The organism is Agathobaculum sp. NTUH-O15-33 (assembly GCF_033193315.1).
Lineage (GTDB): Bacteria > Bacillota > Clostridia > Oscillospirales > Butyricicoccaceae > Agathobaculum > Agathobaculum faecihominis_A.
Genome location: NZ_CP136187.1, coordinates 1,300,492 through 1,327,392, shown reverse-complemented (window position 1 = coordinate 1,327,392; position 26,901 = coordinate 1,300,492). Strand labels below are relative to the sequence as shown.

Here is a 26,901-nt window from a genome sequence, read left to right as displayed (position 1 = left end):
ATCAGGCCGCCGGTTGCGCGCCCTCGCCGCCGTCCCCTTCGCCGGCGCCCTCCGCGGGCGCTTGCCCGCCGGATTCCGCGCCCTCGCCCTCGCTCTTGGGCGCTTCGGGATCGGGCGTATCCGTTTTAGGCGTTTCGGTCTTGGGCGGCGTGGGCTGGATGGTGCCGACATAAACGATCTTATCCCGCTTCTGGTAGCTCGAATTGTTGGCCAGCACTTCGGTGGTTTTGCCGTTTTCGGTCACGACCTTGTAGGTGCGGGTGGAATAGCCGGTGATACCGCTCTGATCCAGCCGCGTCTGGCCCACCGTCATGGAATTATCCTTCTTTTCCACCGTGCTCGGCGCGTAGGTCGCGAGCACCTCGGTGCGGGTCTTGACCGATTTATCGCTCACCTTGGTGCCGACCAGCGTCATGATCATCTGGCCGTCCGTCTGCTGGGCCAAGATCTTGATCGGATAATCGGTGCTGTTTTTAAAGCGGAAATCGAGATTGCCAAAGTCCACCGTCGCGTCCTCGCCCAGCGGCGTGTAGGCCACGGTGAAGCTGTGGTTGGTGCGCTCCGTAACCGCCAAATCGGCGCGGAGCACGGCCATATACAGGGTGGAGGACGGCTGGCACACGCCGCCGCCGAATTCATCCACGATCTGTCCGTTTACATAGGCGTGCGCGGGCTTGTAGCCGCGCGCCTCGGTGCGCTCGCCGACGACGCCGTTGTAGGAAAATTCATCGCCGGGGTTTAGGATCGTGCCGTTGATCGCCTTGGAGGCGAGGCGCACGTTGTTGGTGCGCTGGGTGTTGCCCTCGTCCAGATAGGTGGAGGTTTGCGCGAGCGTATCGCGGAACAGCTTTTCCTTCAAATCCGCCGCCGTGACCTTGGCCGGGGTCTTTTTAATCGGAATTTGATAGCTTTCGGCCGAGCCGTCGCCCACGATCTTTTTTGCCTCTTCCATATCGAATTGCACGCCGGGCTTTTCGGGCACAATGGTCTTGCCGTCCTTCTTATCGACCGTGGCGCTCACGGCTTCGCCGATCACGGCCTCGCCGATCTTATCCAGATCGATCTGCGGGGTCTCGGTCAGCGTGGTGTCGACCGCGTAGGGTTCAAAATCCATCAGCCGGATCTTGCCCGCGAGCGCCTTCTCGACCACCGCGCTGTCGAACTTCACGCCGGGCTTGCCCGCGTGGATGGTCATGGTGTCCTCGCCGATGTCCCAAGTGGGCTCGACCGGGTCGGTCAGCGCTTCGGCGCCGATATCGGCCAGCGTTTTTTGCAGGCCCTCTTCATCCACCGTGGCGGCAAGCTGCGCCTCGCCCTGACCGAAAACAGCCGAAACGACCTGCCACATGCGCGCAAACGGGTTGCCCGTGCGGCCGACCGCCATGGCGTTCTCCACCGAGCCCTTCGCGTCAATGCCTTCGAGCACGTCGGTCACGGGGATATCATAGGTCTTTTCATAAATGGTAACGGATACCGCGGCGTTTTTATAAAGCGGCTCGCTTTTTTCCTCAATCTCTTCCAGCGCCTCGGTTCGGTTCATGCCGCCCACGGGGATCGACCCCACGGTAACGCCGGGGAACACATTCGGGTACAGATAGGTGAACCCGCACAGCAGCAAAACGAGCAGCGCAAACACGCCGCCCGCTATCGCGGCGGCCAGCGGCGCGCGGCTTTTGCCCTTCGCGGACTTTGGCGCTTTATCCTGCTTCTGCACGATGTGCGCTCCCTTCTTTGGTTGCTTATCGTTGCTGCCAAACATCAGAGGTCTCCTTTTTTCGCTGTCTCTATATATGCGCAATTTCACAAAAACAATACACGTATCCCAAACGGCCATATATCTGTTCGCCATTTTTCGACCGGATAGTCCGTGCTTATTATAGACGATTCGCCTCTTTGATGCAACAACAAAACGGTTAAAGCTTTGCCGCCGGGGTGTAAAATCCAAAACTTAATGCCGCATTGAAAAAAGCGCGCAAAGCAGTTATACTGACTATAAAAAAGGAGACGCGTGAAATGTTTGATATAGAGAGCGACTACAAACCCCAAATTGACAAATTGCGCAGGCTGGTCAAATCCTCCAAAGCCTTTGAGGAGGCGATGGAGCTGGCGCTTTCCATACACGCGGTCACGCACACCGGCACGGTATCCGGCAGCGGCCGCCCCACGTTCTGCGACGATATATTGGACGGTCTGCCCGACGAGGCGTACAGCGTGATGCCCACGAAAAAAGATGAGACCATCGCGTGGCATCTGTGGCACATCGCCAGAATCGAAGATCTGGTGGGCAATCTTTTGATCGCGGAGCAAGACCAAGTTTTAAACGACGCATGGCTGGACCGGCTGGGCGTCGCCGTCAAGGACACCGGCAACGCCATGACGGACGCGCAGATCATCGATCTCAGCAAGCGGGTCGATAAGCGCGCGCTGATCGCGTACCGCGACGCGGTGGGCCGCCAAACGCGCGCCCTTTTAAAAAGCTTGACCCCCGACGACCTGAAACGAAAGCCCGCGCCCGCCGCTTTGGATCGGCTTGACGGCGAGGGCGGCCTGCTGGCGTGCAAAAACTCGATATGGCTCAAGGCTTTCTGGGGCAAGCATACGGTGGCCGGGCTGATTCTGCTGCCCCTCACCCGCCACCACATGATGCACCTGCCGGACAGCCTAGCGATCAAGGAATTTGTCAAAACCGGCGCGCCCGCGTTCGCCGGGTAGCGCGCCGCCGCTTGCTTTCCGGAACCATAGCGCCGACAGTGCGGTATAGCGAGAAAACCCGGCGTCCCTTCTGGCGAAAGCCAAGAGGGGCGCCGGGTTTTTATCGTTTGTTTTCGTCCTGCGCGCCGGGCCGTTCGCTACCGCCCCGTCATTGCACCTCGTCCAGCCGCACCCAGACGTTTCCCCCGCGGCAGCTTTCGACGCAGGCCTGCACAAAGCGCACGCCGTCCACGCCGTCCTGCGCGCGCGGGTAGAAATAGCGGTCGTCCGACTCGCAAACGCCGTTTTTCCGATCCAGCAGGTGCTGGCAGAACGCCCGGTACAGGTTGGCGAACGCCTCGTAAAACCCTTCCGGATGACCGGCGGGCAGGCGGGAAGCCGCCCTGCTGTCCGCGCCCAAGTAATCGCGCCCCGCGGCCAAGATCTGTACCGTTCCCCCCAGCTTGGACAGCCGCAGGTGGGTCGGATCGTCGTGCGACCACTCGACCGTGCCCTTGTCCCCCATGATCTTGAGTTCGATCGTACAATCGTGCCCGATCGCCGTGTTCGAGGTCCACAGCAGCCCGCCCGTGCCGTCCGCGCAGCGCAGCAGCACGCGGGCGGTTGTTTCAAGCGGCGCGCCTTCCGGATAATAGCTGAAATCGGCCAGCACGCGGTCCAGCCGCAGGCCGGTCATGGAGCGGATCAAATAGTATAGGTGCACGCCCATACCGGCCGTCACATTGGAGTTTCCCGAGACCGCGGGGTCGCCGATCCAGCTCGTGAAGTTCTTTTCCCCGCTGTTTAACCCTAGAATCATCCAATCCTGCGGGTATTCCGCCACAATATCGGTGATCCTGCCGATCTCCCCCGCTTCGATCAGCCGTTTGCATTCCCGCATGATGGGATAGTGCGCGTAGGTATAGGGCACGCAGACCGCAAGGCCGTTTTTCTCGGCCAAATCGCGCAGCTCCTCCGCTTCGCGGACGCAAAGCGTGAACGGCTTTTCGCAAACCACGCTGATGCCATGCTCCAAAAAGCACTTAGTCACGCCGTAGTGCGTCTTATTGGGCGTGACGATGCTGACAAAGTCGATCCCATCCGGCCGCTTTGCCTCGGCTTCGGCCATCTCCTCGTAGGAGCTGTAAATCCGGTCGGGCGGCACGCCCCAAAATTCGCCGTCCGCGCGGTTGCGCTCCGGGTCGCGGGTAAAGCACCCGGCGGAAAGCACCGCCAGTCCGTCGATTCCGGCGCCGCGGCGGTGGCTGTTACCAATGTTGCCGCCGTTGCCGCCGCCCACCATGCCAAAACGCAGTTTTTTTTCCATGTTACGCCCTCCTCTGTCCGTCCGCGCCGCGCGGGTACAGCACGATTTTGACCGCCTCGCGCGCGCGCATCAGCGCAATGCCCGTTTCTATTTCGTCCAGCGGCAGCTCGTGCGTGATCAGCCGGTCGAGCTGGAGCGCCGGGTCTTGCAGCAGCTCGATCGCGGGCGGGAAGCTGTGCAGCGTGCTCAGCGTCGCCGTAATGGTCAGCTCCTTGATGTTGATGTCCGCCGGGCGGATGGACGACCGCTGCGTGCCGTCCTGTCCAAACACCAGAATGCGGCCGCCGCATTTCATCCCATCGATCGCCTGCGCGAGCACGGGCCCCGCGCCGACCGCGTCGATCGCAATATCGGCCGGCTCGCCCCAGCACGCGCCGAGCGCCTCGGCCAGCGGTTCCTTCGCCGGGTCGATCACCGCGTCCGCGCCGCAGCGCGCCGCGTCCCGGCGGCGGCTCTCCATGGTTTCGCATACCGCCACATGGCGCACGCCGCAAACCTTCAGCACCCGCAGAAAGATAAGGCCGATCGCCCCCGCGCCAAACAGCGCCACGCGCTCGAACGGCAGCGGACGGATGCGCCGCACCCCGTTCAGCACGCAGGCCAGCGGCTCGGCCAGCGCGGCCAGTTTGGCGGGCAGCTCCGGCGGGATCGGATGCAGCTGCCTTGCCGGTACCACGCAGTATTCCGCGAACCCGCCGTTTTTCCACTGGCCGATGTTTTGCGCGTTGCGGCACAGGTTTTCATGGCCGCTTCTGCATGCGGGACACACGCCGCAGCGGATGTTCGGCTCCACCACCACGCGGTCGCCCGGCGCAACGTTTTGCACACCGCTGCCGACCGCCGCCACCGTGGCCGCGAATTCATGCCCCATCGTCGTGCCCGGGTCGCCCCGCTGTCCCTGCGGCACCTTCAAAATGTGCAGGTCGCTGCCGCAGATGCTCGCCGCTTCCACGCGCAGCAGCACATCGTCCGCCGCCTCGATCCGGGGGATCGGTATCTCCCGCACGCGGATCACGCCGCCGCCCTCGAATACCGCCGCCTGCATTGTTTTCTTATCCATGGTCTATCACCCTTTCTTTTCAAAAGCCCCGTCCGGCGAATGCCGATTACTATTGACACGCAAAAGACGGGAACGTTCCCATATTGGGCGCAAAAAAATCATATCCGGTTTCTCATCTGTGGGTCCAGATTTTCAAGGCTTTCCTTGTTCGCTATGTTCAGCGGCGTATAAAACGTCGGCTCCGGCGGCCTGTCGCCGCTGAGCAGGTATTGATACAGCGCCTTGATGCTTTCATAGCCCTCTCGGAACGGGTTTTGGGTGATTACAAAATCGACCGCGTCCTTACGGCACAGTTCGATGGTCTCCTCAAAAATATCGCAGCCGATCAAGGCGATGTGCGCGCGGCCGCTGTCAAGCGCCGCCTGCGCGATCTGCGGATAGCTGATGCCCGTGCAAAACACGCCGTCGTTTTTTTCCGCGCTTTGGAAATAGGCGAGCGCCTGCCCGTAGTTCTGCGGGTCGCCCTCGCCGATGCAGCCCACCTGCCGCACCGCGACCGAGCCGCCCTTTTGCTCCAGCGCTTTCTGAAAGCCCTTTAGCCGTTCGGTATAGGCGTGGTACTGGGCGCTTTCCTGAAAGACCGTTACGTTTCCGCGCCCGCCCAGCGCCGTGTGCATCAGGCTGCCCGCCACGCGGCCCGCCTGAAAGTAGTTTTGTCCAATAAAGCAAAAGCGTTTGGACTGCGGCAAATCCGAGCTGACCGTGATGACCGGTATGCCCTTTGCTTCGAGCAGGTTGACCGCTTCGATGATGCGGGGATGCAGCACCGGCTTGAGCACCACGCCGCGCACGCCGCTCGCCGCGAGCTGCCGCAATAGGCGGTACTGCTCCTCGTACTCGCCCGTGTGCATATCGTAAAATTCCAACCGGATGCCCAGATCGTAGAATTCGCTCTGCGCCGCTTCCAGCCCCTCGCGAATCTGCTGTTCAAACACGCGCCACCGAAAAACCACCGCGATCCGCATGGGCGAACGCTGCCTGCGCAGCGCCCGGCCGGCCGCGTTGGTGCGGTACCCGCTCTCCTCCGCGATGCGAAGGATGCGCTCGCGCAGTTCGGGCTTGACGCCGGACTGCCCTTTCAGCGCGCGGTCCACCGTGGATTTGGAGGTTCCGGCCTCGTCTGCTATTGTCTTGATCGTGGGACGCATCACCGGCCGACCTCATTTCCGCAAGCCAAATTTTCTTCTTTCGATAGCCTTATTATAAGCGGCCTGCCGCTGCTTCGCAATGCATATTTCTCACAATCTTGCCGCGCGAACTTTGTTAACAATATTCACATATTTATATCATTTTTTTAAAATGGGAACGTCACCACTATTTTTATATCGGTATATATGTGCGTATTTTTCCATCTTTTCATTTGGCCTTCATGCGAAAAAGAGGGCCGCCGAAGCGCTTCGGCGGCCCCATTATCATAGGATTTCTTATTTGCTGACGGTCTGCTTCAGCGCGTCGATGGAGGTAAGGACGCCCGCCTCGGTGGACATGGTCAGGTCCTCCATTTCGAGGGATACGTCGCCGTCGTAGCCCATCATGTGGACTACCGAGAAGAACTCCTTCCACCACTGTAGGTCCTTGCCGCAGCCGACGGCCACATAGTTCCACACGCGCTCCGCCGAATCGGTGACCGGGCGGGGCTCCAAAATGCCGTCCACATCCGCCAGACCGCGCTCGATGCGCGCGTCCTTGCCGTGCACGTGGTAGATGCAGCCCGCGAGCTTTCGCGCCGCCGCGATCGGGTCCGCGCCCAGCACCATCATGTGCGACGGGTCGAGGTTGATGCCGATCATCGGCCCCACCGCCTCGCGCAGCTTCAAAAGCGTCGAAGCGCTCCATACCATCGTGCCCGGGAACTCCTCGATCGCGATCTGCTCCACGCCGCACTTTTCACAATGCGCCGCAAATTCCTTCCAGAACTCGATGGTCACCTTCCACTGGTATTCATAGGCCGGGGCCATAAAGTCCGGCCACGAAACCGTCGAGGTGATCCAGTTGGGCGTGGTATCGCCGGGCGCGCCCGCGGGCAGGCCCGCCATGGCCACCAGCTTTTTCACGCCCAGCTTGCCCGCGAGTGCGGCGCAGTCGTACATGCTTTTGGCGTATTCCTTGCCGGTCTCGCTCGGCCAAGTCGGGTTGCAGGAGGTGTTCAGCGCGGAAATGCGCATGCCCCGCTTGTCCAGCTCGGCCAGCAGGTCCTTGCGCTTGCCCTCGTCCGCCAGCAGCGCGGCGGTGTCAATATGCTTGCGCGCCCCCCAGCCGCCCGCGGTCATTTCCACCGCGTCTAGTCCTAGGCTTTTTACCTTGTCCAGCATGTCCGTGAAGGACAGGTCCGCGAATACGTCCGTGCAAATTGCTAATTTCATATGGAATGCTCTCCTTATATCTAAAAGTTGCCCTCACCGCCTTCTGGCGGGCGCACCCGCGCCCGCCAGAGAAGAAGAAAGAAGAAAATGAAATGATATGAGCTTATTGATAGAACGCCGGCATGGGATCGTATACGATCTCCACAACGCTTTGCGTGTCACGCGCCTTGGACGCGGCTGCGGCGGCCACCTGACCGGCATAGCCGTCCCAAGCGGTCGGGCCGTCCACGCGGCCTTCCTTGGTGGAATTGATCCACTCCTGAAATTCCGTATCATACGCGTCGGCGAAGCGGGTCGACCAATCGGCGTCGATATCGTGGCCGACATGCGCCTCCGCGCAGACGTTGATCGTCGGGGATTCGGGCAGGTTGAGGATCGCGTCCTCACAGCAAACCTCGCATTTGATCTGGTAGCAGTGCCCGGTGCAGACAAACGCCTCCACATCGATACGCACGCCGGACTTGGTCGTCAAGATCATGATCTGCGGGTCCTGTAGGTTTTCATGCGCCTTGCGGGTCTTTTTCGGGAACACGACCTCGGCGGTGGCGTAATCCTCGCCGAGCAGCCAGCGCAGCACGTCGATCTCGTGGATCATCGAGTTTTCCACTTCCATGGGCGTGTCGTAGTTGGTATCCACGCCCGGGTTGCGGTGCGCGCAGTGCAGCATGAGCGGCTCGCCGTATTTGCGGGACCTGATCGCTTCTTTCAGCTGCTTATAGCCCGCGTCGTAGCGGCGCATAAAGCCTACCTGCACCAAATGCTTGCCCGAAGCCATTTCGGCGTCTACGATCTTTTTGCAGGTCTCCGCTTCGGGAGCCAGCGGCTTTTCGCAGAACACCGGCTTGCCCGCCGCGATCGCCGCGAGCACATATTCCGCGTGGAACGGGTCGAGCGTAGTGACGATGACCGCCTCCACCTCGGGCGACGCGATCATTTCCTCGCCGGTCTCAAAGGCCTTGAGGCCGTACTTTTCCGCGACCGACTTGCAGAAATCCGCGTTCTGATCCGCGCAGGCAACGACCTTGCCGCCGGACAGCTTGTTGTTGATGCGTTCAATATGGGTGCGTCCGATCGCGCCGGTGCCGACGATACCGATTTTCAGTTCTTTCGCCATGATACCTTCCTCCTATTCGTTGGGGCGGGTCTGTTCCGCCCCTTCCGCGTTTAGCCCGCGTACTCGGCCACGTTGTCCGCCGTGACGGACTGGAACGGAACCAGCACTTCCTTGCCCGGGTCCTCGCCCGCCATCAGCTTGGTCATAACGCCGTAGGCGGCCTCCGCCTGACCGGGCGCGTCCTGTAGGATCGTCTGTACCATTTCGCCCGCCTGAATGGCCGTATAAGCTTCCGCAAGGCCGTCCACGCCGGTCACCTGTACGCCTTCCAGACGGTTCGCGCCCTTGAGCGCTTCAACTGCGCCCAGCGCCATCTGGTCGTTCGCGGCCACGATCGCGTCAAACTGCGGGTACTTCTGAATCCAGTCCTCGGTGATCTGCATGGCCTTAGCCATTTCGTAGTTGCCGTCCAGATCGGCAAGAATCTCCACATCGTCGCGGCCCGCTTCCTTCAGCGCGTCTTGGAAGCCCTGACGGCGGTCGGTCGAGTGCTGCATACCGGCTGTGCCCGCCAAATACAGTACCTTGGCGTTCTCCGGCAGCGTGGTGGCCAGATATTCGCCCTGCATGTGGCCCGCGTCGTAGTTTTCAGAGCCCACGTAGATGTAATCGCCCGAAGCGGCCTTGATGCCGAGACATACGACCGGGATATTCGCGGCGTTCGCGGCTTCCACCGCGGGTACGATCGCTTCCGCGTCGTTCGGAACCAGCACGAGCAGGTCGACGCCCTTGGCGATAAAGGTGTCGGCGTCGCCGAGCTGCTTGGTGGAATCCTGATTGGCGTCCGCAAATTCCAGATCGATGTTCGCGCCCTCGGCTTCGACCTTGGCGATCAAAGCGTCCTTGCGCGCCACCATGAATACGTCGGAATCCGCGCCGTTGCAGTAGCCGACCACATACTTGTCGCCCGCGCCGGAAGCGCCGGTGTCGCCCGTGTCTCCGCCCTTGCTGTCGCCGCCTCCGCAGCCGGTCAGCATGCCCAGTGTCATTGCGCTCACCATGCCGAGCGCGGCCAGTCTTTTTAGGTTCATCATGTTATTTCTCCTCCTATTTTTCTCTTCGTTTATTGCAAAGCGCCTTGCCGCGCCTCACTTCTTTTACTTGGCCTTGGCCGCCGCGCGCTTGGTCACCACGTCGACGATGACCGCGATCAGGATGATCAGGCCCTTGACGATCTGCTGCCAGTACGCGTTGATGCCCAAAAGGTTCTGCGCGTTGTTGATGATGCCGACGATGATCGCGCCGATCAGCGTGCCGGTGATCGTGCCCGAGCCGCCCGCCAGCGACGTGCCGCCGACCACGCAGGCCGTGATCGCGTCAAATTCGTAGGAAACGCCCGCGGAGGGTTGGCCGGTGCCCATGCGGCTCATGAACAGCACGCCCGCGATCGCCGCCATCAGGCCGTCGATCAAAAACGCCTTGCGCACCACGTTCTTGGATTTGATACCGGACGCTTCCGCCGCGTTGATATTGCCGCCCACCGCGAACAGATGGCGGCCGAACTTGGTCTTGTTGAGGATGACCCAGCACACGACAAACAGTACGACCAGAATAATGACCGAGATCGGGATTGGGCCCAGATAGCCTTGGCCGATCGACTTAAAGATACCGTCCATGCCGGAAACCGGCTTGCCGCCGGTGATGAGCAGCGCGGAACCGCGCGCCACCGTGGTGACGGCCAGCGTCATGATGAACGCGGGAATATCGAACTTGGTGATGACAAAGCCGTTGATGCCGCCGATGACCGCGCCCAAGATGAGCGCCGCTACGATGGAAACAACCAGCGCGAGGCCCGCGCCCATGGAGCCCTGCGTCGCGACCATGACCATACAGGACACGCAGCCGATCAGCGCGATCTCCGAACCGAGCGCGACGTTGATGTGGCCGAGGATGATGACGAACTCCACGCCGAAGCCGAGAATGGTCACCACCGCGATTTGACGCAGGATGTTGGTCAGGTTATCCTTGCCGAAGAAGTCCGGCACAAACAGGCTGGCGGCCACAAAAATGACGACCAACAGCAGGAACGTGCCGTATTTACCGTAAAACTTACCGAAGTTAAATTCTTTTTTCGTCTTTTCCATTGTCAACCTCTCCCCTTTGTAGCCAGTGTCATAATGCTTTCCTGTGTTGCCTGCGCGCGGTCCAGAATGCCGTTCATCCTGCCCTCCTGCATGACGACCACGCGGTCCGACATGCCGAGGATTTCGGGCAGCTCGGAGGAGATCATAATGATCGCCATGCCCTGCCGCGCGAACTTGCACATCAGCTTGTGTATTTCGCTTTTCGCGCCCACGTCGATACCGCGCGTCGGCTCGTCGAGGATCATCACCTTCACGTCGCCGATCAGCCACTTGGCTAAGACGACCTTTTGCTGGTTGCCGCCCGAAAGCGTGCCCGCCGCCACGTTCTGGTTCGCCACCTTGATTTGCAGCAGCTTTACCATTTCCTCGGTGTCTTTATCGATTTCCTGATCGTTGACAAGGCCGCCGTGCGTGAATTTATCCAGATTGACGAGCGACACATTGTCGTGGATGCTGCGGCCCAGCACAAGGCCGTAGCCCTTGCGGTCCTCGTTGATCATGGCGATGCCCGCCTTTACAGCGTCCGCCGTGTGGTGGATATGCACCTGCTGTCCGTTTAAGTACACCTCGCCGCTGGTATAGCGGTCCAGCCCGAAGATCGCGCGCATCAATTCGCTGCGGCCCGCGCCGACCAGACCGGAAAAGCCCAGAATCTCGCCCTTGCGCAGGGTAAAGCTGATGTTTTCAAAGCGCCCGCCGTCCGGCTTTTCCTGCGTCAGGTTCTTCACCTCAAGCACGACCTCGCCGATCGGTATGTCGGTTTCCTTGGGGAAAACGTTGGTGATCTCGCGGCCCACCATGCGGGATACGAGCTTGCCCGCGTCGTAATCGCTCGCCGGGCCGGATTCGATCCATTTGCCGTCGCGGATAATGGTGATCTCGTCCGCGATACGGAAAATTTCGTCCATCTTATGGGTGATGTATAAAATCGCAACGCCTTGCTCGCGCAGCTTGAATATTTGCTTAAATAAAACCTCGATCTCGGCGTCCGCGATGGCGGACGACGGTTCGTCCATAATGATGACCTGCGCGTTCATCGAGATCGCCTTGGCAATCTCGACCAGCTGATGCCCGGCGATCGATAATTCCCGCATTTTCTGATGGGCGTTGTAGGGAATCTCAAGCTGATCGAGCAGCGCTTGGGTATCGCTGTACAGCTTGCCGAAATTCACGAACATGCCCTTCATCGGCTCGCGGCCCAGATAGACGTTTTCCGCGATTGTCATATCCATCACGGGGTTGAGCTCCTGATAGATCATCGCGATGCCCATTTTAATGGTATCCTCGACCGAGTGCTTGCCGATTTGCTGACCCTTAAAGAACATTTCGCCTTCGTCGGCCACATAGGTGCCGTTTATGGTTTTCATGAGTGTTGACTTACCCGCGCCGTTCTCGCCGCAGATGACATGTACCTTGCCCGGCCTTACCTTTAGGTTAACGCCGTCCAGCGCCCGGACACCGGGAAATACCTTGACGATATTTCGCATTTCCAGAACAAATTCCGAATTGGCCATGTGCCTTCTCCCTCCTCTTTCTTCTTCGCGCCATTACGAGTACGTACTCGTAATCTTCTAAAAAAATTTGCTGCCGTATGTAATGCTATGTAGCCTCCTCTCTCGTTTACGAGTACGTACTCGTAAACATGTTTAAAAAAATACCGACCGTAATCGCACATTGTAAGGTTCTTTACCGGATTGCGAGTACGTACTCGCAATCCGGTAAAAAATATTTGCAGCGCGGCTGCAAATATTTTTTTAGAAAAGACTTTCCTTTACTAATATCTTTACATCGGTAAATATTTTATCCTGTGCGGGTTTCTGGCCAAATACCAGATCGTTCATCAGCAGCTGCACCGGCAGCTCTCCCTGCCGCTCCAACTCGCTCGCGAGGGTACAGTCGATCACATCCTGCCGCATCAGCTCCAATATCAGCGGGTAATCCTCATAGGATACCGCGTGTACCGTGCGGTGCCGCCCACTTTCCTGCAAGGCGCGGCCAACCTCTGACACGCCGCCGCAGGTAATATAAAGCCCTTTAAGATCGGGATGCTGCCGCAGCAGTTCCTTTGTTTTTTCGTAGGTGATTTGCGGGTCCTCGAAGCTTTCAATGCATTCGATGATCTGCATATTGGGGTAATTTTCCTTTATAAAATCGGTAAAGCCCTGTTCGCGCACGCTGACGTAGTAGCTGTTGTTTTCCACCTCGACCGAGCTGGACACGATCGCCAGTTTTCCGTGACCGCCCAAGAGCTGGCCCATGATGCGGCCCGCGATGCGGCTGGCGCGAACGCCGTCCTGCCCGACGTAGCAGGCGCGCTTGGTGCCGTCCACATCGGAATTGGTGGTGATGACCGGAATACCGGCGCTTGCCGCCCGATCGATCGCGGCCTTCACGCGGCCTGCGTTGATGGGGCTTAAAATGATGCCGTCGACCTTGTTGGAAACCGCCTGATCGATCAGCTCTTTTTGTCTCTGCGCATCCTGAAAGGATGAAAAATGATACTCTATCGAAATATCGAAGCCAACCTGCTCGGCGACCCCTTTTTCGATGCCCTGCCGGAGAAAGGGCTGCGCGTCCACCTCGACCAGAATGGCGGCGATGCGGTATTGCTTGCCCTGCCGCTGCAAGACCCGGCCCGCCGGGTTGGGCCTGTACCCTACCTCTTGAATGATCCGCTGGATCCGCTGGCGTACATCGTCGCTCACGCCGATCCGGTTATGCAATACTTTGTCTACCGTCGCGGGATGTACGCCGGCTATCTCCGCGATCTCCTTGATTGTCACTTTCATCCGGCGCTCACATCCTTGTATTTTCTACCACCCTTTACAATCGCACTATTTGTTTTAGCGAGTACGTACTCTTTTGTTACGATTACGTACTCGTTTGTTGTTGTGATACTATTATGTCGCATATTTCCTCCTATGTCAATGACATTTTCGTTGGTTTTTCACACTTTGTGAACTCTGCACTTTTTTACCAACCGTTATTCATGCAAACTGAACAGTCGTTCAACCAAAACAGCTAAACGACTTTTCCGTTCTTTGGTCAATATGATATGCCGGTTTCGTGCTCCTATGTCGGCCCTCAAGCAAAACGGGGCTGTCGAATCGCTTCGGCAGCCCCCGCGTCATCGGGATCTTTTATTTGCTGACGGTCTGCTTCAGCGCGTCGATGGAGGTAAGAACGCCCGCCTCGGTGGACATGGTCAGGTCCTCCATTTCGAGGGAAACGTCGCCGTCGTAGCCCATCATGTGGACCACGGAGAAGAACTCCTTCCACCACTGCAGGTCCTTGCCGCAGCCGACGGCCACGTAGTTCCACACGCGCTCCGCCGAATCGGTGACCGGGCGGGGCTCCAGAATGCCATCCACATCCGCCAGACCGCGCTCGATGCGTGCGTCCTTACCGTGCACGTGGTAGATGCAGCCCGCGAGCTTGCGCGCCGCCGCGATCGGGTCCGCGCCCAGCACCATCATGTGCGACGGGTCGAGGTTGATGCCGATCATCGGCCCCACCGCCTCGCGCAGCTTCAAAAGCGTCGAAGCGCTCCATACCATGGTGCCCGGGAACTCCTCGATCGCGATCTGCTCCACGCCGCACTTTTCGCAATGCGCCGCAAATTCCTTCCAGAACTCGATGGTCACCTTCCACTGGTACTCATAGGCCGGGGCCATGAAGTCCGGCCACGAAACCGTCGAGGTGATCCAGTTGGGCGTGGTGTCGCCGGGCGCGCCGGCGGGCAGGCCCGCCATGGCCACCAGCTTTTTCACGCCCAGCTTGCCCGCGAGCGCGGCGCAGTCGTACATGCTCTTCGCGTATTCCTTGCCGGTCTCGCTCGGCCACGTCGGGTTGCAGGAGGTGTTCAGCGCGGAAATGCGCATGCCCCGCTTGTCGAGCTCGGCCAGCAGGTCCTTGCGCTTGCCCTCGTCCGCCAGCAGCGCGGCGGTGTCAATATGCTTGCGCGCGCCCCAGCCGCCCGCGGTCATTTCCACCGCGTCCAGCCCCAGACTTTTTACCTTGTCCAGCATGTCCGTGAAGGACAGGTCCGCGAATACGTCCGTGCAAATTGCTAATTTCATATGGAATGCTCTCCTTTATTGTTTGTTGGTTAAGGCCCACCGATGTTGTAGGGCGTGGTGACCTCACCACGCCGAGAGCGAAGCGCCGGGATACACAAGATCAGCCAACTGGCCGGTACGGCCGGGCTTTTCAGTAAATGTTACACCCCTTCGAGACGGCGGGGTGAGGTCACCCCGCCCTACCTTTTCGGTGACCGCGTTAACGTTTTTTGGCTGTGGCGGGCACGTCAAGGACGTGCCCGCCGGCCAGAGAAGAAAGAAGAAAAAAGAAAAGAATTGGTTTTACTTGAAGTCGACCCAGACGGCGCCCTTGTCGGCGGATTCGACGCACTTGACCACCCAGCGGATGCCTTCGATGCCGTGCTCCAAATCGGGGTAAACGAGGTTTTTCAGCGTCTCTTCGTCGCCGCGGTTCTTCGCGTCCATCGCGACCGCGAAGCGGTTGTAGAGGTTGGACCAAGAATCGATCAGGCCGGTGTAGTGCAGCGCGCCCAAGCGTTCGTACTCCAGCGCTTCCGGGGTCAGGTAGTCCATGGCGCGCACCAAGGTCTGCGCGGGCTTGCCCTGTACCTCATAGTGCAGTTCGTCCGGGTGCATGTCGTTCCACTCCAGCGATGCCTTGGTGCCGACGATGCGGATGTGCTGGCTCGACATATCGCCCGCGTTGACGGCCGAGGCCCACATGCGGCCCACCGCGCCGTTTTCATACCGCATCAGCACGTACGCGTTGTCCTCCAAGGGCGCGCGGGAGCCGACGAAGCTCTGGCGGTCGCACAGCACCTGCTTGAGCTTGAGCTGCGGGCAGACCAGCTCGGACATGTAGAAGGTATGGGTGGACAGGTCGCCCAGCACGAAGGACGGGCCGGACTTTTTGGGATCGACGCGCCACTTCTGGCCCTCGGCCTGCGTGTCGCCGGTCGGGTCGCAGCCGAAGCCGTGCGCGTAGCGCAAATCGACCATGGTGACCTCGCCGATGTCGCCGTTCAGGATCATCTGCCGCATCTGCGTGAGCAGGTCGAAGCCGGAGAAGCCGTAGGTCACGCAGACAAGCTTGCCCACGCGCTCGGAAATCTTCTTGATCTCCTCGCCCTCTTCCACGGTGAAGAACAGCGGCTTTTCGCAAATGACGTGCAGACCGGCTTCCAGCGCGGCCTTGCAGACCTCGAAGTGCTGGAAGTTCGGGGTGGCGATGTCCACGGCTTCGATGCCGTCCGGGCGCTTCGCCTCGGCCTCGAACATGGTCTTGTAATCCGGGTACAGGCGGTCCTTGTCCATGCACAGCGCCACGCCGAAGTCCACGCAGCGCTGGAAATCCAGATCGAACGCCGCCGCTTTCAGTACAAACGAGGTGTTGTCGCGCATCGCGCCCAGACGGTGCTTGTAGCCCACGCCGCTCGTCTTGCCGCCGCCCACGATGCCCCAACGGAACGGTCTGTCTATCTTCTTTTCGCCAATCAACATTTTAATACGCCCACTTTCTGTTTTGTTTATGAATTTTGTTATTCACATACGTCCATTCGTCAAAGGCTGAAACGCATAACAGAAATGCACAAACAAGCCGTTTAAACTTTGTTTATTATGGCCTATTCCCTTTTCTGTGCCTTTATTATATGCTATTGAGAACGCCTAGTAAATGCGGCGTTTTGCTTTATAATTCATCGATATTGCTTTCTTAATCAAGCGGTGCAAAGGCAATGTCATTAAGTTAAGGGGAACGCATAGGAAAAACAAGGGATTGACCGAGATTGTAGGGCGTGCCGCCCTCTGTATAGCCCACATGGTATACAACATGTCCAAGCACATGGTATACAGTTTATGTGGCCCAATAAATGTGCTTAGAAGTAATCAATCTCTCGCTGAGATTGATGGAAGCCACACGGAAGGAGCCATAGTGGAGGTCAACAGAATTCTCCCCCGAATCCGTAAGTTGGAGGTAGGTTCCAGCGAAAGCCTCAGAGAGATAGTAGCGATGCCTACAAATGCTAACGTAGCCCTTGTAGTTGACTTTTCTAAGCCTAGCTCCATCAGGATAATCAGGTTCCGGGGGCTGCTGAATGAACGGTCTGCTGCTGACTTTATAGTGCTTGGCAGGGACATCAAGGCCAAGCGCGGAGTGGGGACGTTCGTAGTTGTACTCATACTGCCAGTCATCAAATGCCTGTTGTGCATCACATAAGTTAAGCATTGTGCGGTGCCTAAGCAATTCTTCCTTCAACGTACGGTGAAAACGTTCCTCCTTGCCTTGGGTCTGCGGGTGCATGGGACGGCCATGGATCGGCCGGATGTTCAGACGCATCATCCACACATCGAACATGGTGATACCCCCCTTGCTGTCGCCCCAGGGCTTCCCATTGTCGCACAACAGTTCATGCGGTAGACCGTACATCTCGAAAACTTGGATAAGGGCAGGATAAAACCTTTCGTAGGACAATGAGTCCTCAGCCTTTAGGCACAGAGAAAACCGGGAGTGGTCATCCAAAATCGTCAGTGGATAGCACCGCTGCCCATTGAGCATCGTAAAGTCGCCTTTGTAGTCCATTTGCCACAAATCGTTGGGACATTCTCTGGCAAAGCGATTAATGGGCTTGTGTTTCTGGCTGATTTCCGGTTCGATTCGTTCGTTTCGCTTAAGAATATTGCCGATTGTGCTTTTGCATGGCAGTTCTGTGTAGCCTTTATTTTGCAAATATCGCTCCAGCTTTCTGGGACCCCACGCCGGATGTTCATCCCGCGCGGACAATATCAGTTCTTGCGTTGCTGCCGATGTCTGGGTTCTTTGATGCGTCGGTGCCCGACCGCGGTCGGTCAGTTCCTCTCCAGCCTGAAACCTTCGTAACCACTTATAACCTGTTTTTCGTGTGATTTCGTGTTTTCTACATAGAGCGCTAAAACTTATCTCTCGTTGCTGTGCCTCCCTTACAAACGTTTCTCGTTCTGACTTTACTGTTTTCTCTTTCCACGGCATAAGCAATTCTCCTTTTCCCACTTATACCGTTATTTTACTCCTAAACTGTATACCATGTGCTTGGACAAACTGTTTACTATGTGACTGGGCTATACAGCCCTCGGCGCGCCGTCTCGAAGGAACGTAACGCTTCCTGAGAAACCATGTCCCTTCGCTTGGCCGTACCAGCCTGTTTGATGCTCTCACTTATCCCGGTGCTTCGCTCTCGGCGCGCCGAGGGCGTCGCGCCCTACATTTTCTGTCTTTGCGTTTCCTTTTTGCATTGCCTGACCTTATCTGAATGACATTGGGTGCAAAGGAGTGTTCTTTTTGAAAAGCGTCGACCCCGGCATTCTGCCCCATTCCACCTGTTTTTCCTTCACCCCGCCCGACGTTGCGCGGGAGCTGCTTTTTTATCCCACATGGTGCGGACATTACTACTGCAACGACAATTACTTTATACGCCGCCAGTCGTATCCGCCGCTGCTGCTTGTGTTCGTGCGGCAGGGCTCGTTCCATTTCGAGTATCAGGGGCAGGCGCGCACGGCCAAAAAAGGCGATGTGGTGCTGATCGATTGTCAGGCGCCCCATTATTATCAGGCCGAAAACGGCCTTGAATTTCTCTACCTGCATATCGACGGTTCCAACGCGCACGATATTTGCCGCCATATCATCGAAACGCAGGGCTGGTTGCTCGGGCGCGACACGAACATGCTGATTGGCAAGCAGCTATACGATATGGTGCAGTTTTACGACCAAGGCGGTATCGACACGCCGTTTGACAGCTCCATGCGCATTTACCGCTTATTCGAGCTGCTCATGGCGCCGACCGCGCAGGAGCGCGAGATCGGCGGGCCGATCGAGGACGCCATCCAGTACATCCGCGGCCATGTCGGCAAGAGCGTCACGCTTGACGAGCTGGCCGGGGTGGCCAAGCTCAGTCCGTTTTATTTTTCCCACTGTTTCAAACGCCAGACCGGCTTTTCGCCCATGGAATACGTGATCAACACCCGCATCGAGCAGGCCAAGGTGCTGCTTCTGCGCACGACGCGTTCCATCGAAGAAATCGCCTACGCGGTCGGCTACGCTTCGAGCGGCAGCCTGATCAATCTGTTCGTCAAGCGGGTAGGCGTTTCCCCCGGCCAATACCGCAGAGAGCGCCAGACCGGCGCGTAAAGGGCTGCAAAGCCGCCCCTTCGATCGAGTGTTCCGGTTCCGGCGCGCCGAGGACGTCGCGCCCTACATTTTCTGTGTTTGCGATACCTTTTTGTCTCGCCCGACCTTATCTGAATGACATTTGATTGCGCGCTGCGGCGCGAAGTTTTTTGACAAGCTAACGCGCCCGCCGTTCCCTGTTAAGAGGAAGCGGCGGGCGCGTTTATTTCATTCTTACCAAGGCTGCGCATAGCCCCATGTGCCGATACCCAGCGGAGAGAACGCGGTGTAAACGGCAACGATACACACGATAATGAGCACGGTCGCGACCCAGCGGTACTTCCACGGGGTCAGGTCGACCGCGCCGACATCCTTCTGCACCCACGGCGCGGGGTTTTGGCGCTTGTTATACCAGTTCATCACCAGCATCAGCACCAGTTCCAGCGGCAGCAGCACGAGCACGGCGTATAAGTAGTGGAACCGGTCGCCCAGAAACAGCAGGAACGAGCCATAAGCGGCCACATGCACGCCCAAAACGACTTTTGCCGCGTAGCCGGGCAGGTGCTTGAAGAAGAAGCCCCCGAACACCGCCGAAAGCACGGGCAGCGCGATGAGCATGACGAGCGAATCGAGGAAGGTTTTCAGTCCCGCCGGGAAGAAATAGATCAGCGGGCCGACGATGGTGGTCAGCACCGCGAATACGATTCCCACCTTTTTGCCCACCCGGACCAGCTTGGCTTCCGAGGCGTGCGGATCGACGAACTCCTTATAAATATCCATTGTGAACATGGTGTCCACCGAGTTGAGCACCGAATTGAAGGAGGACAGGATCGCGCCCAGCATGACCGCCGCAAAAAAGCCCATCAGCGGCGCGGGGATCACCTGTGTCACGAGCTGAGGGTACGCCTCGTCCATCATCGCTACCTGATCGCCTTGCAGTTCAAACATCGCAAAGGCGATTACGCCCGGCAGCGCGAGGTACATAAAGCCGATGATCTTGAGAAAGGCGCAGTAAAGCGCGCCCTTTTGCGCTTCCTTCAAATTTTCCGCGGCTAAAACGCGCTGAATGAACGACTGGTGCGTGCACCACGACTGCAAGCCGAGGAACAAAAGGCCGGTGAACACGGTAGGCCACGGCACGGCGGGAGGCAGCGAATCCGCCGGCGCGATCGAGTTGAGCATGTCCGAATGGTTGGCGATTAGGTACCGCACGCCGTCCATAATGCCCTCGCCGCCCGAAATGTGGCCCAGCGCGCTGAACGCGAAGAACGGAATCATAAAGCCGCCGATCAGCAGGCCAATGCCGTTTACCGTATCCGATACCGCGACCGCCTTGAGGCCGCCAAAGATCGCGTAGATCGAACCAATGACGCTGATTACCACGCACAGGATGATGACGGCTTGGAATTTAGTCACGCCCAGCATGGCGGACACGCCGAAGATATTTTCAAACACCAGCGAGCCCGAGTACAAAATGACCGGAATCTGTACGACGATGTACAAAAGGATATAGGCGATCGAAAACCAGAGCTTGGTGTTGCGGTTGTAGCGCAGGCCGATCAGCTCCGGAATGGTGGTGATACCGCTTTTCAAATAGCGCGGCGCGGCAAAAAGCGCCAGAATAATGCAGCACGGCGCGGCCACGATCTCAAACGCCATCGGGCTCATGCCGACGCTCCACGTCTGTCCGTTCGTGCCCACCAGCTGTTCGGCGGATAGGTTGGTCAGCAGCAGCGAGCCCGCGATGACAAAGCCCGGCAGGCCGCGCCCCGCGAGAAAATAACCGTCGGCCGTCGTCTGATCATCCCCCTTGGTCTTGACATAGGAAATGACCGCAACCAGAATCGTAAAGCCGACAAAAGTCGCTAAGGTCCAAAGCATTCGTTTTCCCCTTTTCTTATCCCCTGAGTGGAGTCTTTTATTATAAGCTGTCTTATCTGCAACGCGCAAAAACAAAGCTACTGAAACCAGCAGCTCTGCTTTTGGGCTTAGGCTTTTATTTGCTGACGGTCTGCTTCAGCGCGTCGATGGAGGTAAGGACGCCCGCCTCGGTGGACATGGTCAGGTCCTCCATTTCGAGGGAAACGTCGCCGTCGTAGCCCATCATGTGGACCACGGAGAAGAACTCCTTCCACCACTGTAGGTCCTTGCCGCAGCCGACGGCCACGTAGTTCCACACGCGCTCCGCCGAATCGGTGACCGGGCGGGGCTCCAGAATGCCGTCCACATCCGCCAGACCGCGCTCGATGCGCGCGTCCTTGCCGTGCACGTGGTAGATGCAGCCCGCGAGCTTTCGCGCCGCCGCGATCGGGTCCGCGCCCAGCACCATCATGTGCGACGGGTCGAGGTTGATGCCGATCATCGGCCCCACCGCCTCGCGCAGCTTCAAAAGCGTCGAAGCGCTCCACACCATCGTGCCCGGGAACTCCTCGATCGCGATCTGCTCCACGCCGCACTTTTCACAATGCGCCGCAAATTCCTTCCAGAACTCGATGGTCACCTTCCACTGGTATTCATAGGCCGGTGCCATGAAGTCCGGCCACGAGACCGTCGAGGTGATCCAGTTGGGCGTGGTGTCGCCCGGCGCGCCCGCGGGCAGGCCCGCCATGGCCACCAGCTTTTTCACGCCCAGCTTGCCCGCGAGCGCGGCGCAGTCGTACATGCTTTTCGCGTATTCCTTGCCGGTCTCGCTCGGCCACGTCGGGTTGCAAGAGGTGTTCAGCGCGGAAATGCGCATGCCGCGCTTGTCCAGCTCGGCCAGCAGGTCCTTGCGCTTGCCCTCGTCCGCCAGCAGCGCGGCGGTGTCAATATGCTTGCGCGCGCCCCAGCCGCCCGCGGTCATTTCCACCGCGTCCAGCCCTAGGCTTTTTACCTTGTCCAGCATGTCCGTGAAGGACAGGTCCGCGAATACGTCCGTGCAAATTGCTAATTTCATATGGAATGCTCTCCTTTATTGTTTGTTGGTTAAGGCCCACCGATGTTGTAGGGCGTGGTGACCTCACCACGCCGAGAGCGAAGCGCCGGGATACACAAGATCAGCCAACTGGCCGGTACGGCCGGGCTTTTCAGTAAATGTTACACCCCTTCGAGACGGCGGGGTGAGGTCACCCCGCCCTACCTTTTCGGTGACCGCGTTAACGTTTTTTGGCTGTGGCGGGCACGTCAAGGACGTGCCCGCCGGCCAGAGAAGAAAGAAGAAAAAAGAAAAGAATTGGTTTTACTTGAAGTCGACCCAGACGGCGCCCTTGTCGGCGGATTCGACGCACTTGACCACCCAGCGGATGCCTTCGATGCCGTGCTCCAAATCGGGGTAAACGAGGTTTTTCAGCGTCTCTTCGTCGCCGCGGTTCTTCGCGTCCATCGCGACCGCGAAGCGGTTGTACAGGTTGGACCAAGAATCGATCAGGCCGGTGTAGTGCAGCGCGCCCAAGCGTTCGTACTCCAATGCTTCCGGGGTCAGGTAGTCCATGGCGCGCACCAAGGTCTGCGCGGGCTTGCCCTGTACCTCATAGTGCAGTTCGTCCGGGTGCATGTCGTTCCACTCCAGCGATGCCTTGGTGCCGACGATGCGGATGTGCTGGCTCGACATATCGCCCGCGTTGACGGCCGAGGCCCACATGCGGCCCACCGCGCCGTTTTCATACCGCATCAGCACGTAGGCGTTGTCCTCCAAGGGTGCGCGGGACCCGACAAAGCTCTGGCGGTCGCACAGCACCTGCTTGAGTTTGAGCTGCGGGCAGACCAGCTCGGACATGTAGAAGGTATGGGTGGACAGGTCGCCCAGCACGAAGGACGGGCCGGACTTCTTGGGGTCAACGCGCCACTTCTGGCCCTCGGCCTGCGTGTCGCCGGTCGGGTCGCAGCCGAAGCCGTGCGCGTAGCGCAAATCGACCATGGTGACCTCGCCGATGTCGCCGTTCAGGATCATCTGCCGCATCTGCGTGAGCAGGTCGAAGCCGGAGAAGCCGTAGGTCACGCAGACAAGCTTGCCCACGCGCTCGGAAATCTTCTTGATCTCCTCGCCCTCTTCCACGGTGAAGAACAGCGGCTTTTCGCAAATGACGTGCAGACCGGCTTCCAGCGCGGCCTTGCAGACCTCGAAGTGCTGGAAATTCGGGGTGGCGATGTCCACGGCTTCGATGCCGTCCGGGCGCTTCGCCTCGGCCTCGAACATGGTCTTGTAATCCGGGTACAGGCGATCCTTGTCCATGCACAGCGCCACGCCGAAGTCCACACAGCGCTGGAAATCCAGATCGAACGCGGCCGCTTTCAGCACAAACGAGGTGTTGTCGCGCATCGCGCCCAGACGGTGCTTGTAGCCCACGCCGCTCGTCTTGCCGCCGCCCACGATGCCCCAGCGGAACGGTCTGTCTATCTTCTTTTCGCCAATTAACATTTTGATACACTCACTTTCTTAAATTCATTTTTTGGTGTCGGATGGGTGGTTCTCTTACTTCAAAAAATCGTCTACGTTGTCCGCGGTGACAGGCTCGAAATCCACAACGACCTTTTCGCCGGGGTCCTCGCCCTTCTGCATCTTCTGGATGGTCTCGTAGCAGTTCTGCGCGAGCGCCGGGGCGGACTGGCGGATCGAAATGGCCATTTCGCCTTCCTTAATCTTTTGCAGGGCTTCGTCGGTCGCGTCCACGCCCGCCACCAGCACGCCGGTGAGGCGGCCCGCGGCCTTCAGCGCTTCGACGGAGCCAAGCGCCATCTGGTCGTTCGCGCAAACGATCGCGTCAAATTCGGGGTAGGACTGGCACCAGTCCTCCACGACCTTCTGCGCCTTGTCGCGGGTGTACTCGCCGGTCATTTCGGCCATCAGCTCCACGTCGGGGCGCTTTTCGGCCATGGTCTCGTAGAAGCCGTCGTGCCGCTGCACGGAGTGGTACAGGCCGGGCGTGCCGGACAGGTAGAGCACCTTGGCGTTTTCGGGCAGCACCTCGGCCATGTATTCGGCCTGCATCACGCCCGCGTCGCGGTTCTGGCAGCCGACGAAGGTGTAATCGCCGCCCTCCGATTCAATGCCGAGGCAGATCACGGGGATGCCCGCGTCGTTCGCGGCCTTAACGCCCGGGGTGATGCCGGAATAGTCGATCGGCACCGCGATGATCGCGTCGACCTCCTGCATGATCGCGTCGTCGATCTGGTTGAGCTGCTTCTGGGGGTCCATATTGGCTTCGGAGTTGACGACCTTGATCGTCGCGTCGCCCGCCACGAGTTCGTTAAAGGTATCCTTCTTGAGCTTGTCGAACACGTCCGAGTCGCCGGAGTTGCAGTAGGCCACGGTGAACACATCGCCCGCCGCGCTTCCCTCGTCCGAGCCGCCGCCCGCGCCGCAGCCCGCGAGCGCGCCGAGCAGCATGGTACCGGCCAGCGCCAGAGATAAGTACTTTTTCATTTTCAGTTCCTCCCGTATCTTCTTTTTTGTTATGTTGGTGCGCCAAGGCGCATTTCCACTAAGAAAACTTACTTTTTCGCCTTGGCCGCGGCCTGCTTGGTGACCACGTCGATGATGACGGCGAAGAGGATGACAAGGCCCTTGACGACCTGCTGCCAGTAGGTGTTGATATGCAGAAGGTTCTGCACGTTGTTGATGATGCCGACGATGACCGCGCCGATGATGGTGCCGACGACGTTGCCCGAGCCGCCCGAAAGCGAGGTGCCGCCGACGACGACCGCCGTGATCGCGTCAAACTCGTACTGCAAGCCGCCCGCCGGGGTGCCGGAAGCCTGCCGCGCCATGAACACCACGGCCGCAAGGCCGGTGATCAGGCCGTCGAGGATAAAAGCGCGCTTGACCACGTTCTTGGATTTGATGCCGGACGCGATAGCCGCGTTTTCATTGCCGCCGACCGCGTAGATGTGGCGGCCGAAGCAGGTCTTGTTCAGCAGCACCCACGTGACGATAAACAGGATGGCCATGATGAGGACCGAGGTCGGGATGGGCCCGATGAAGCCCTGACCGAACCAGTTGAACGCATCGTTCATGCCGGATACCGGGGTGCCGTCCGTCAGCAGCAGCGCGCCGCCGCGGGCGATGGTTGTGACGGCGAGCGTCATGATAAACGCCGGGATGCCGAATTTGGTGATCACCAGACCGTTCAGCGCGCCGATCACCAGACCGACCAGCATCGCGATGAGCACGGTGATAACGGCCGCCGCGACCGGCGGCATCATGGTTTGCAGGCTGTTCATGGACAGGCACGCGATACAGCCGATGAAGGCCAGCTCCGAGCCGTAAGCGACGTTGATATGCCCTAAAATGATGACAAAGGTCGCGCCGAAGGCCAGCATGGCCACGACCGCGTTTTGCAATAGGATGTTCGAGATGTTGCGCGGCTTGACAAAGTTCGGAACGAACAGGGCGGATAGGATCACGATGACCACGAGGATCATCAGCGTGCCCCACTTGCCATAAAACTCGCCGAAGTTAAACTTTTTCTTGGTGTTATTCACGGTTCTTCCCCCTTGTTGCCAATTTCATAATGCTTTCCTGCGTGGCCTCGCGGCGTTCCAAAACGCCGTTTATCCGTCCCTCCTGCATGACGACCACGCGGTCGGCCATGCCGAGCACCTCGGGCAGCTCGGAGGAGATCATGATGACCGCCATGCCCTGCCGCGCGAACCGGCACATCAGCTTGTGAATTTCGCTTTTCGCGCCCACGTCGATGCCGCGCGTCGGCTCGTCCAAAATCATCACCTTCACGTCGCCGATCAGCCACTTGGCCAAAACGACCTTTTGCTGGTTGCCGCCCGAAAGCGTGGAGGCCGCCACGTCGAGGTTTGCGATCTTGATATTCAGCATATCGACCATTTCACCGGCGCGCTTCACGATCGCCTTGTCGTCGATCAGGCCGTTTTTCACAAAGTCCCGCAGCGTGACGAGCGAAATGTTGTCGCGGATGTTCCGTCCGAGCACCAGCCCGTAGCCCTTTCGATCCTCCGACACCATGGCGATGCCCGCGCGGATCGCGTCCGCCGTGTTGCGGATGGAGACCGGCTTGCCCTCCATCAGGATTTCGCCCGAGGTATACGGGTCGAGACCGAACACCGCCCGCATCACTTCGCTGCGGCCCGCGCCGACCAGACCGGAAAACCCCAAAATTTCGCCCTGCCGGAGCGTGAAGCTGATGTTTTCAAACCTTCCGCCGTCCTGCTTTTCCTGCGTCAGGTTTTTCACTTCGAGCACCACGTCGCCGATCGGGATGTCGTCCTCCTTGGGGAACACGTTGGTGATCTCGCGGCCGACCATGCGGGAAACGAGCTTGTTCGCGTCGTAGTCCGTGGCGGGACCGGATTCGATCCACTGTCCGTCGCGGATGATGGTGATATCGTCCGCGATGCGGAAGATCTCGTCCATCTTATGGGTGATGTACAAAATGGCGACGCCCTGCTCCTTAAGGCTGAAAATCTGCCCGAACAGCACCTCGATTTCGGCGTCCGCGATGGCGGACGAGGGTTCGTCCATGATGATGACCTTGGCGTTCATCGAGATCGCCTTGGCGATTTCGATCAGCTGGTGACCGGCGATCGACAGCTCCCGCATTTTCTGGTGCGCGTCGTACGGGATTTGGAGCCGGTCGAGCAGCGCCTGCGTGTCCTTTATCATTTTCGCGAAATCCACGAACGGCCCGCTTTTGGGTTCCCGGCCGAGGAACACGTTTTCCGCGATGGTCATTTCAAGCACCGGGTTCAGCTCCTGATAGATCATCGCGATGCCCATTTTCATGGTATCCTGAATGGTGTGTTTGCCGACGGGCTTGCCCTCGAAGAACATCTCGCCCTCGTCCGCGTCGTGGCTGCCGTTGATCACCTTCATCAGGGTCGACTTGCCCGCGCCGTTCTCCCCGCAGATGACGTGCACCTTACCGGCCCGCACCTTGAGGTTTACCCCGTCCAGCGCACGGACGCCCGGGAAAATCTTGACGATATTCCGCATTTCCAGCACATACGGCTGCTGATTGCTCACGAAATTTCTCCCTCCTTCTTATCGTTTGAACGCGGCCGGTTTGTTTGGTTTGCATGCGGTTTTGGGTACCGGCCTCTTCTTTATGGTCTTATTATAGGGCCGCGGGGGCGCG

The 26,901-nt window shown here is 58.8% G+C and carries 21 protein-coding genes; 2 read left to right on the top strand and 19 right to left on the bottom strand.

Translation table 11 applies throughout. The annotated features are described in order from the left end of the window. Position 1 precedes the first annotated feature (1 nt). The gene (locus RWV98_RS06890) at positions 2-1,759 is read right to left on the bottom strand and encodes a VanW family protein (protein ID WP_317864737.1); all 1,758 of its coding nucleotides are present in this window, start codon (positions 1,757-1,759) and stop codon (positions 2-4) included. 254 nt (positions 1,760-2,013) lie between these two features. Here RWV98_RS06890 and RWV98_RS06885 point away from each other — a divergent pair, with 254 nt between their 5' ends. Continuing rightward, entirely contained in the window at positions 2,014-2,712 is a 699-nt protein-coding gene (locus RWV98_RS06885; protein ID WP_317864735.1) for a DinB family protein, read from the top strand. Positions 2,713-2,860: 148 nt separating this feature from the next. On the opposite strand, the gene RWV98_RS06880 is transcribed toward RWV98_RS06885, so the two are convergent. From RWV98_RS06880 to RWV98_RS06825, 12 genes are all read right to left on the bottom strand, one after another. Next, positions 2,861-4,018, bottom strand: coding sequence for a Gfo/Idh/MocA family protein (locus tag RWV98_RS06880; protein ID WP_317864733.1), 1,158 nt, complete (start codon positions 4,016-4,018; stop codon positions 2,861-2,863). 1 nt (position 4,019) lies between these two features. Then, on the bottom strand, positions 4,020-5,078 hold the full coding sequence (locus RWV98_RS06875) for a zinc-dependent alcohol dehydrogenase (RefSeq protein ID WP_317864731.1): 1,059 nt from the start codon (positions 5,076-5,078) through the stop codon (positions 4,020-4,022). A 98-nt stretch (positions 5,079-5,176) separates the two neighbouring features. After that, positions 5,177-6,226, bottom strand: coding sequence for a LacI family DNA-binding transcriptional regulator (locus RWV98_RS06870; protein WP_317864729.1), 1,050 nt, complete (start codon positions 6,224-6,226; stop codon positions 5,177-5,179). 276 nt (positions 6,227-6,502) lie between these two features. Continuing rightward, complete coding sequence (locus tag RWV98_RS06865; RefSeq protein ID WP_280962784.1) at positions 6,503-7,441, bottom strand: sugar phosphate isomerase/epimerase family protein; 939 nt, start codon at positions 7,439-7,441, stop codon at positions 6,503-6,505. A gap of 103 nt (positions 7,442-7,544) precedes the next feature. Then, the gene (locus RWV98_RS06860) at positions 7,545-8,555 is read right to left on the bottom strand and encodes a Gfo/Idh/MocA family protein (protein ID WP_317864727.1); all 1,011 of its coding nucleotides are present in this window, start codon (positions 8,553-8,555) and stop codon (positions 7,545-7,547) included. 50 nt (positions 8,556-8,605) lie between these two features. Next, positions 8,606-9,589: a sugar ABC transporter substrate-binding protein gene (locus tag RWV98_RS06855; RefSeq protein WP_317864725.1), complete on the bottom strand. Its 984-nt coding sequence runs from the start codon at positions 9,587-9,589 to the stop codon at positions 8,606-8,608. A 63-nt stretch (positions 9,590-9,652) separates the two neighbouring features. Further along, positions 9,653-10,639, bottom strand: a complete 987-nt coding sequence (locus RWV98_RS06850; protein WP_317864724.1) for an ABC transporter permease — start codon at positions 10,637-10,639, stop codon at positions 9,653-9,655. A 2-nt stretch (positions 10,640-10,641) separates the two neighbouring features. Next, positions 10,642-12,153, bottom strand: coding sequence for a sugar ABC transporter ATP-binding protein (locus RWV98_RS06845; protein ID WP_317864722.1), 1,512 nt, complete (start codon positions 12,151-12,153; stop codon positions 10,642-10,644). 240 nt (positions 12,154-12,393) lie between these two features. After that, positions 12,394-13,428, bottom strand: coding sequence for a LacI family DNA-binding transcriptional regulator (locus tag RWV98_RS06840; RefSeq protein WP_317864720.1), 1,035 nt, complete (start codon positions 13,426-13,428; stop codon positions 12,394-12,396). Between the two features lie 351 nt (positions 13,429-13,779). Continuing rightward, positions 13,780-14,718 carry a sugar phosphate isomerase/epimerase family protein gene (locus RWV98_RS06835; protein ID WP_280962784.1) on the bottom strand — a complete coding sequence of 313 codons (939 nt, stop codon included), beginning with the start codon at positions 14,716-14,718 and terminating at the stop codon, positions 13,780-13,782. Positions 14,719-15,000: 282 nt separating this feature from the next. Further along, complete coding sequence (locus tag RWV98_RS06830) at positions 15,001-16,179, bottom strand: Gfo/Idh/MocA family protein (RefSeq protein WP_317864714.1); 1,179 nt, start codon at positions 16,177-16,179, stop codon at positions 15,001-15,003. 352 nt (positions 16,180-16,531) lie between these two features. After that, positions 16,532-17,683 (bottom strand): IS481 family transposase, encoded by a 1,152-nt coding sequence (locus RWV98_RS06825; protein ID WP_317863782.1) that lies wholly within the window; start codon positions 17,681-17,683, stop codon positions 16,532-16,534. A gap of 309 nt (positions 17,684-17,992) precedes the next feature. Here RWV98_RS06825 and RWV98_RS06820 point away from each other — a divergent pair, with 309 nt between their 5' ends. Further along, positions 17,993-18,838: an AraC family transcriptional regulator gene (locus RWV98_RS06820; RefSeq protein ID WP_317864718.1), complete on the top strand. Its 846-nt coding sequence runs from the start codon at positions 17,993-17,995 to the stop codon at positions 18,836-18,838. Positions 18,839-19,051: 213 nt separating this feature from the next. On the opposite strand, the gene RWV98_RS06815 is transcribed toward RWV98_RS06820, so the two are convergent. From RWV98_RS06815 to RWV98_RS06790, 6 genes are all read right to left on the bottom strand, one after another. Beyond that, positions 19,052-20,698 carry a solute:sodium symporter family transporter gene (locus RWV98_RS06815; protein ID WP_317864716.1) on the bottom strand — a complete coding sequence of 549 codons (1,647 nt, stop codon included), beginning with the start codon at positions 20,696-20,698 and terminating at the stop codon, positions 19,052-19,054. Positions 20,699-20,813: 115 nt separating this feature from the next. Further along, complete coding sequence (locus RWV98_RS06810) at positions 20,814-21,752, bottom strand: sugar phosphate isomerase/epimerase family protein (protein WP_280962784.1); 939 nt, start codon at positions 21,750-21,752, stop codon at positions 20,814-20,816. A 282-nt stretch (positions 21,753-22,034) separates the two neighbouring features. Beyond that, positions 22,035-23,213, bottom strand: a complete 1,179-nt coding sequence (locus RWV98_RS06805; protein ID WP_317864714.1) for a Gfo/Idh/MocA family protein — start codon at positions 23,211-23,213, stop codon at positions 22,035-22,037. 54 nt (positions 23,214-23,267) lie between these two features. Then, entirely contained in the window at positions 23,268-24,218 is a 951-nt protein-coding gene (locus RWV98_RS06800) for a sugar ABC transporter substrate-binding protein (RefSeq protein ID WP_280962786.1), read from the bottom strand. A 68-nt stretch (positions 24,219-24,286) separates the two neighbouring features. Further along, on the bottom strand, positions 24,287-25,276 hold the full coding sequence (locus RWV98_RS06795) for an ABC transporter permease (RefSeq protein WP_317864711.1): 990 nt from the start codon (positions 25,274-25,276) through the stop codon (positions 24,287-24,289). After that, the gene (locus RWV98_RS06790) at positions 25,269-26,789 is read right to left on the bottom strand and encodes a sugar ABC transporter ATP-binding protein (protein WP_317864709.1); all 1,521 of its coding nucleotides are present in this window, start codon (positions 26,787-26,789) and stop codon (positions 25,269-25,271) included. The genes RWV98_RS06795 and RWV98_RS06790 overlap by 8 nt, the downstream gene beginning before the upstream one ends. Positions 26,790-26,901: the final 112 nt, after the last annotated feature.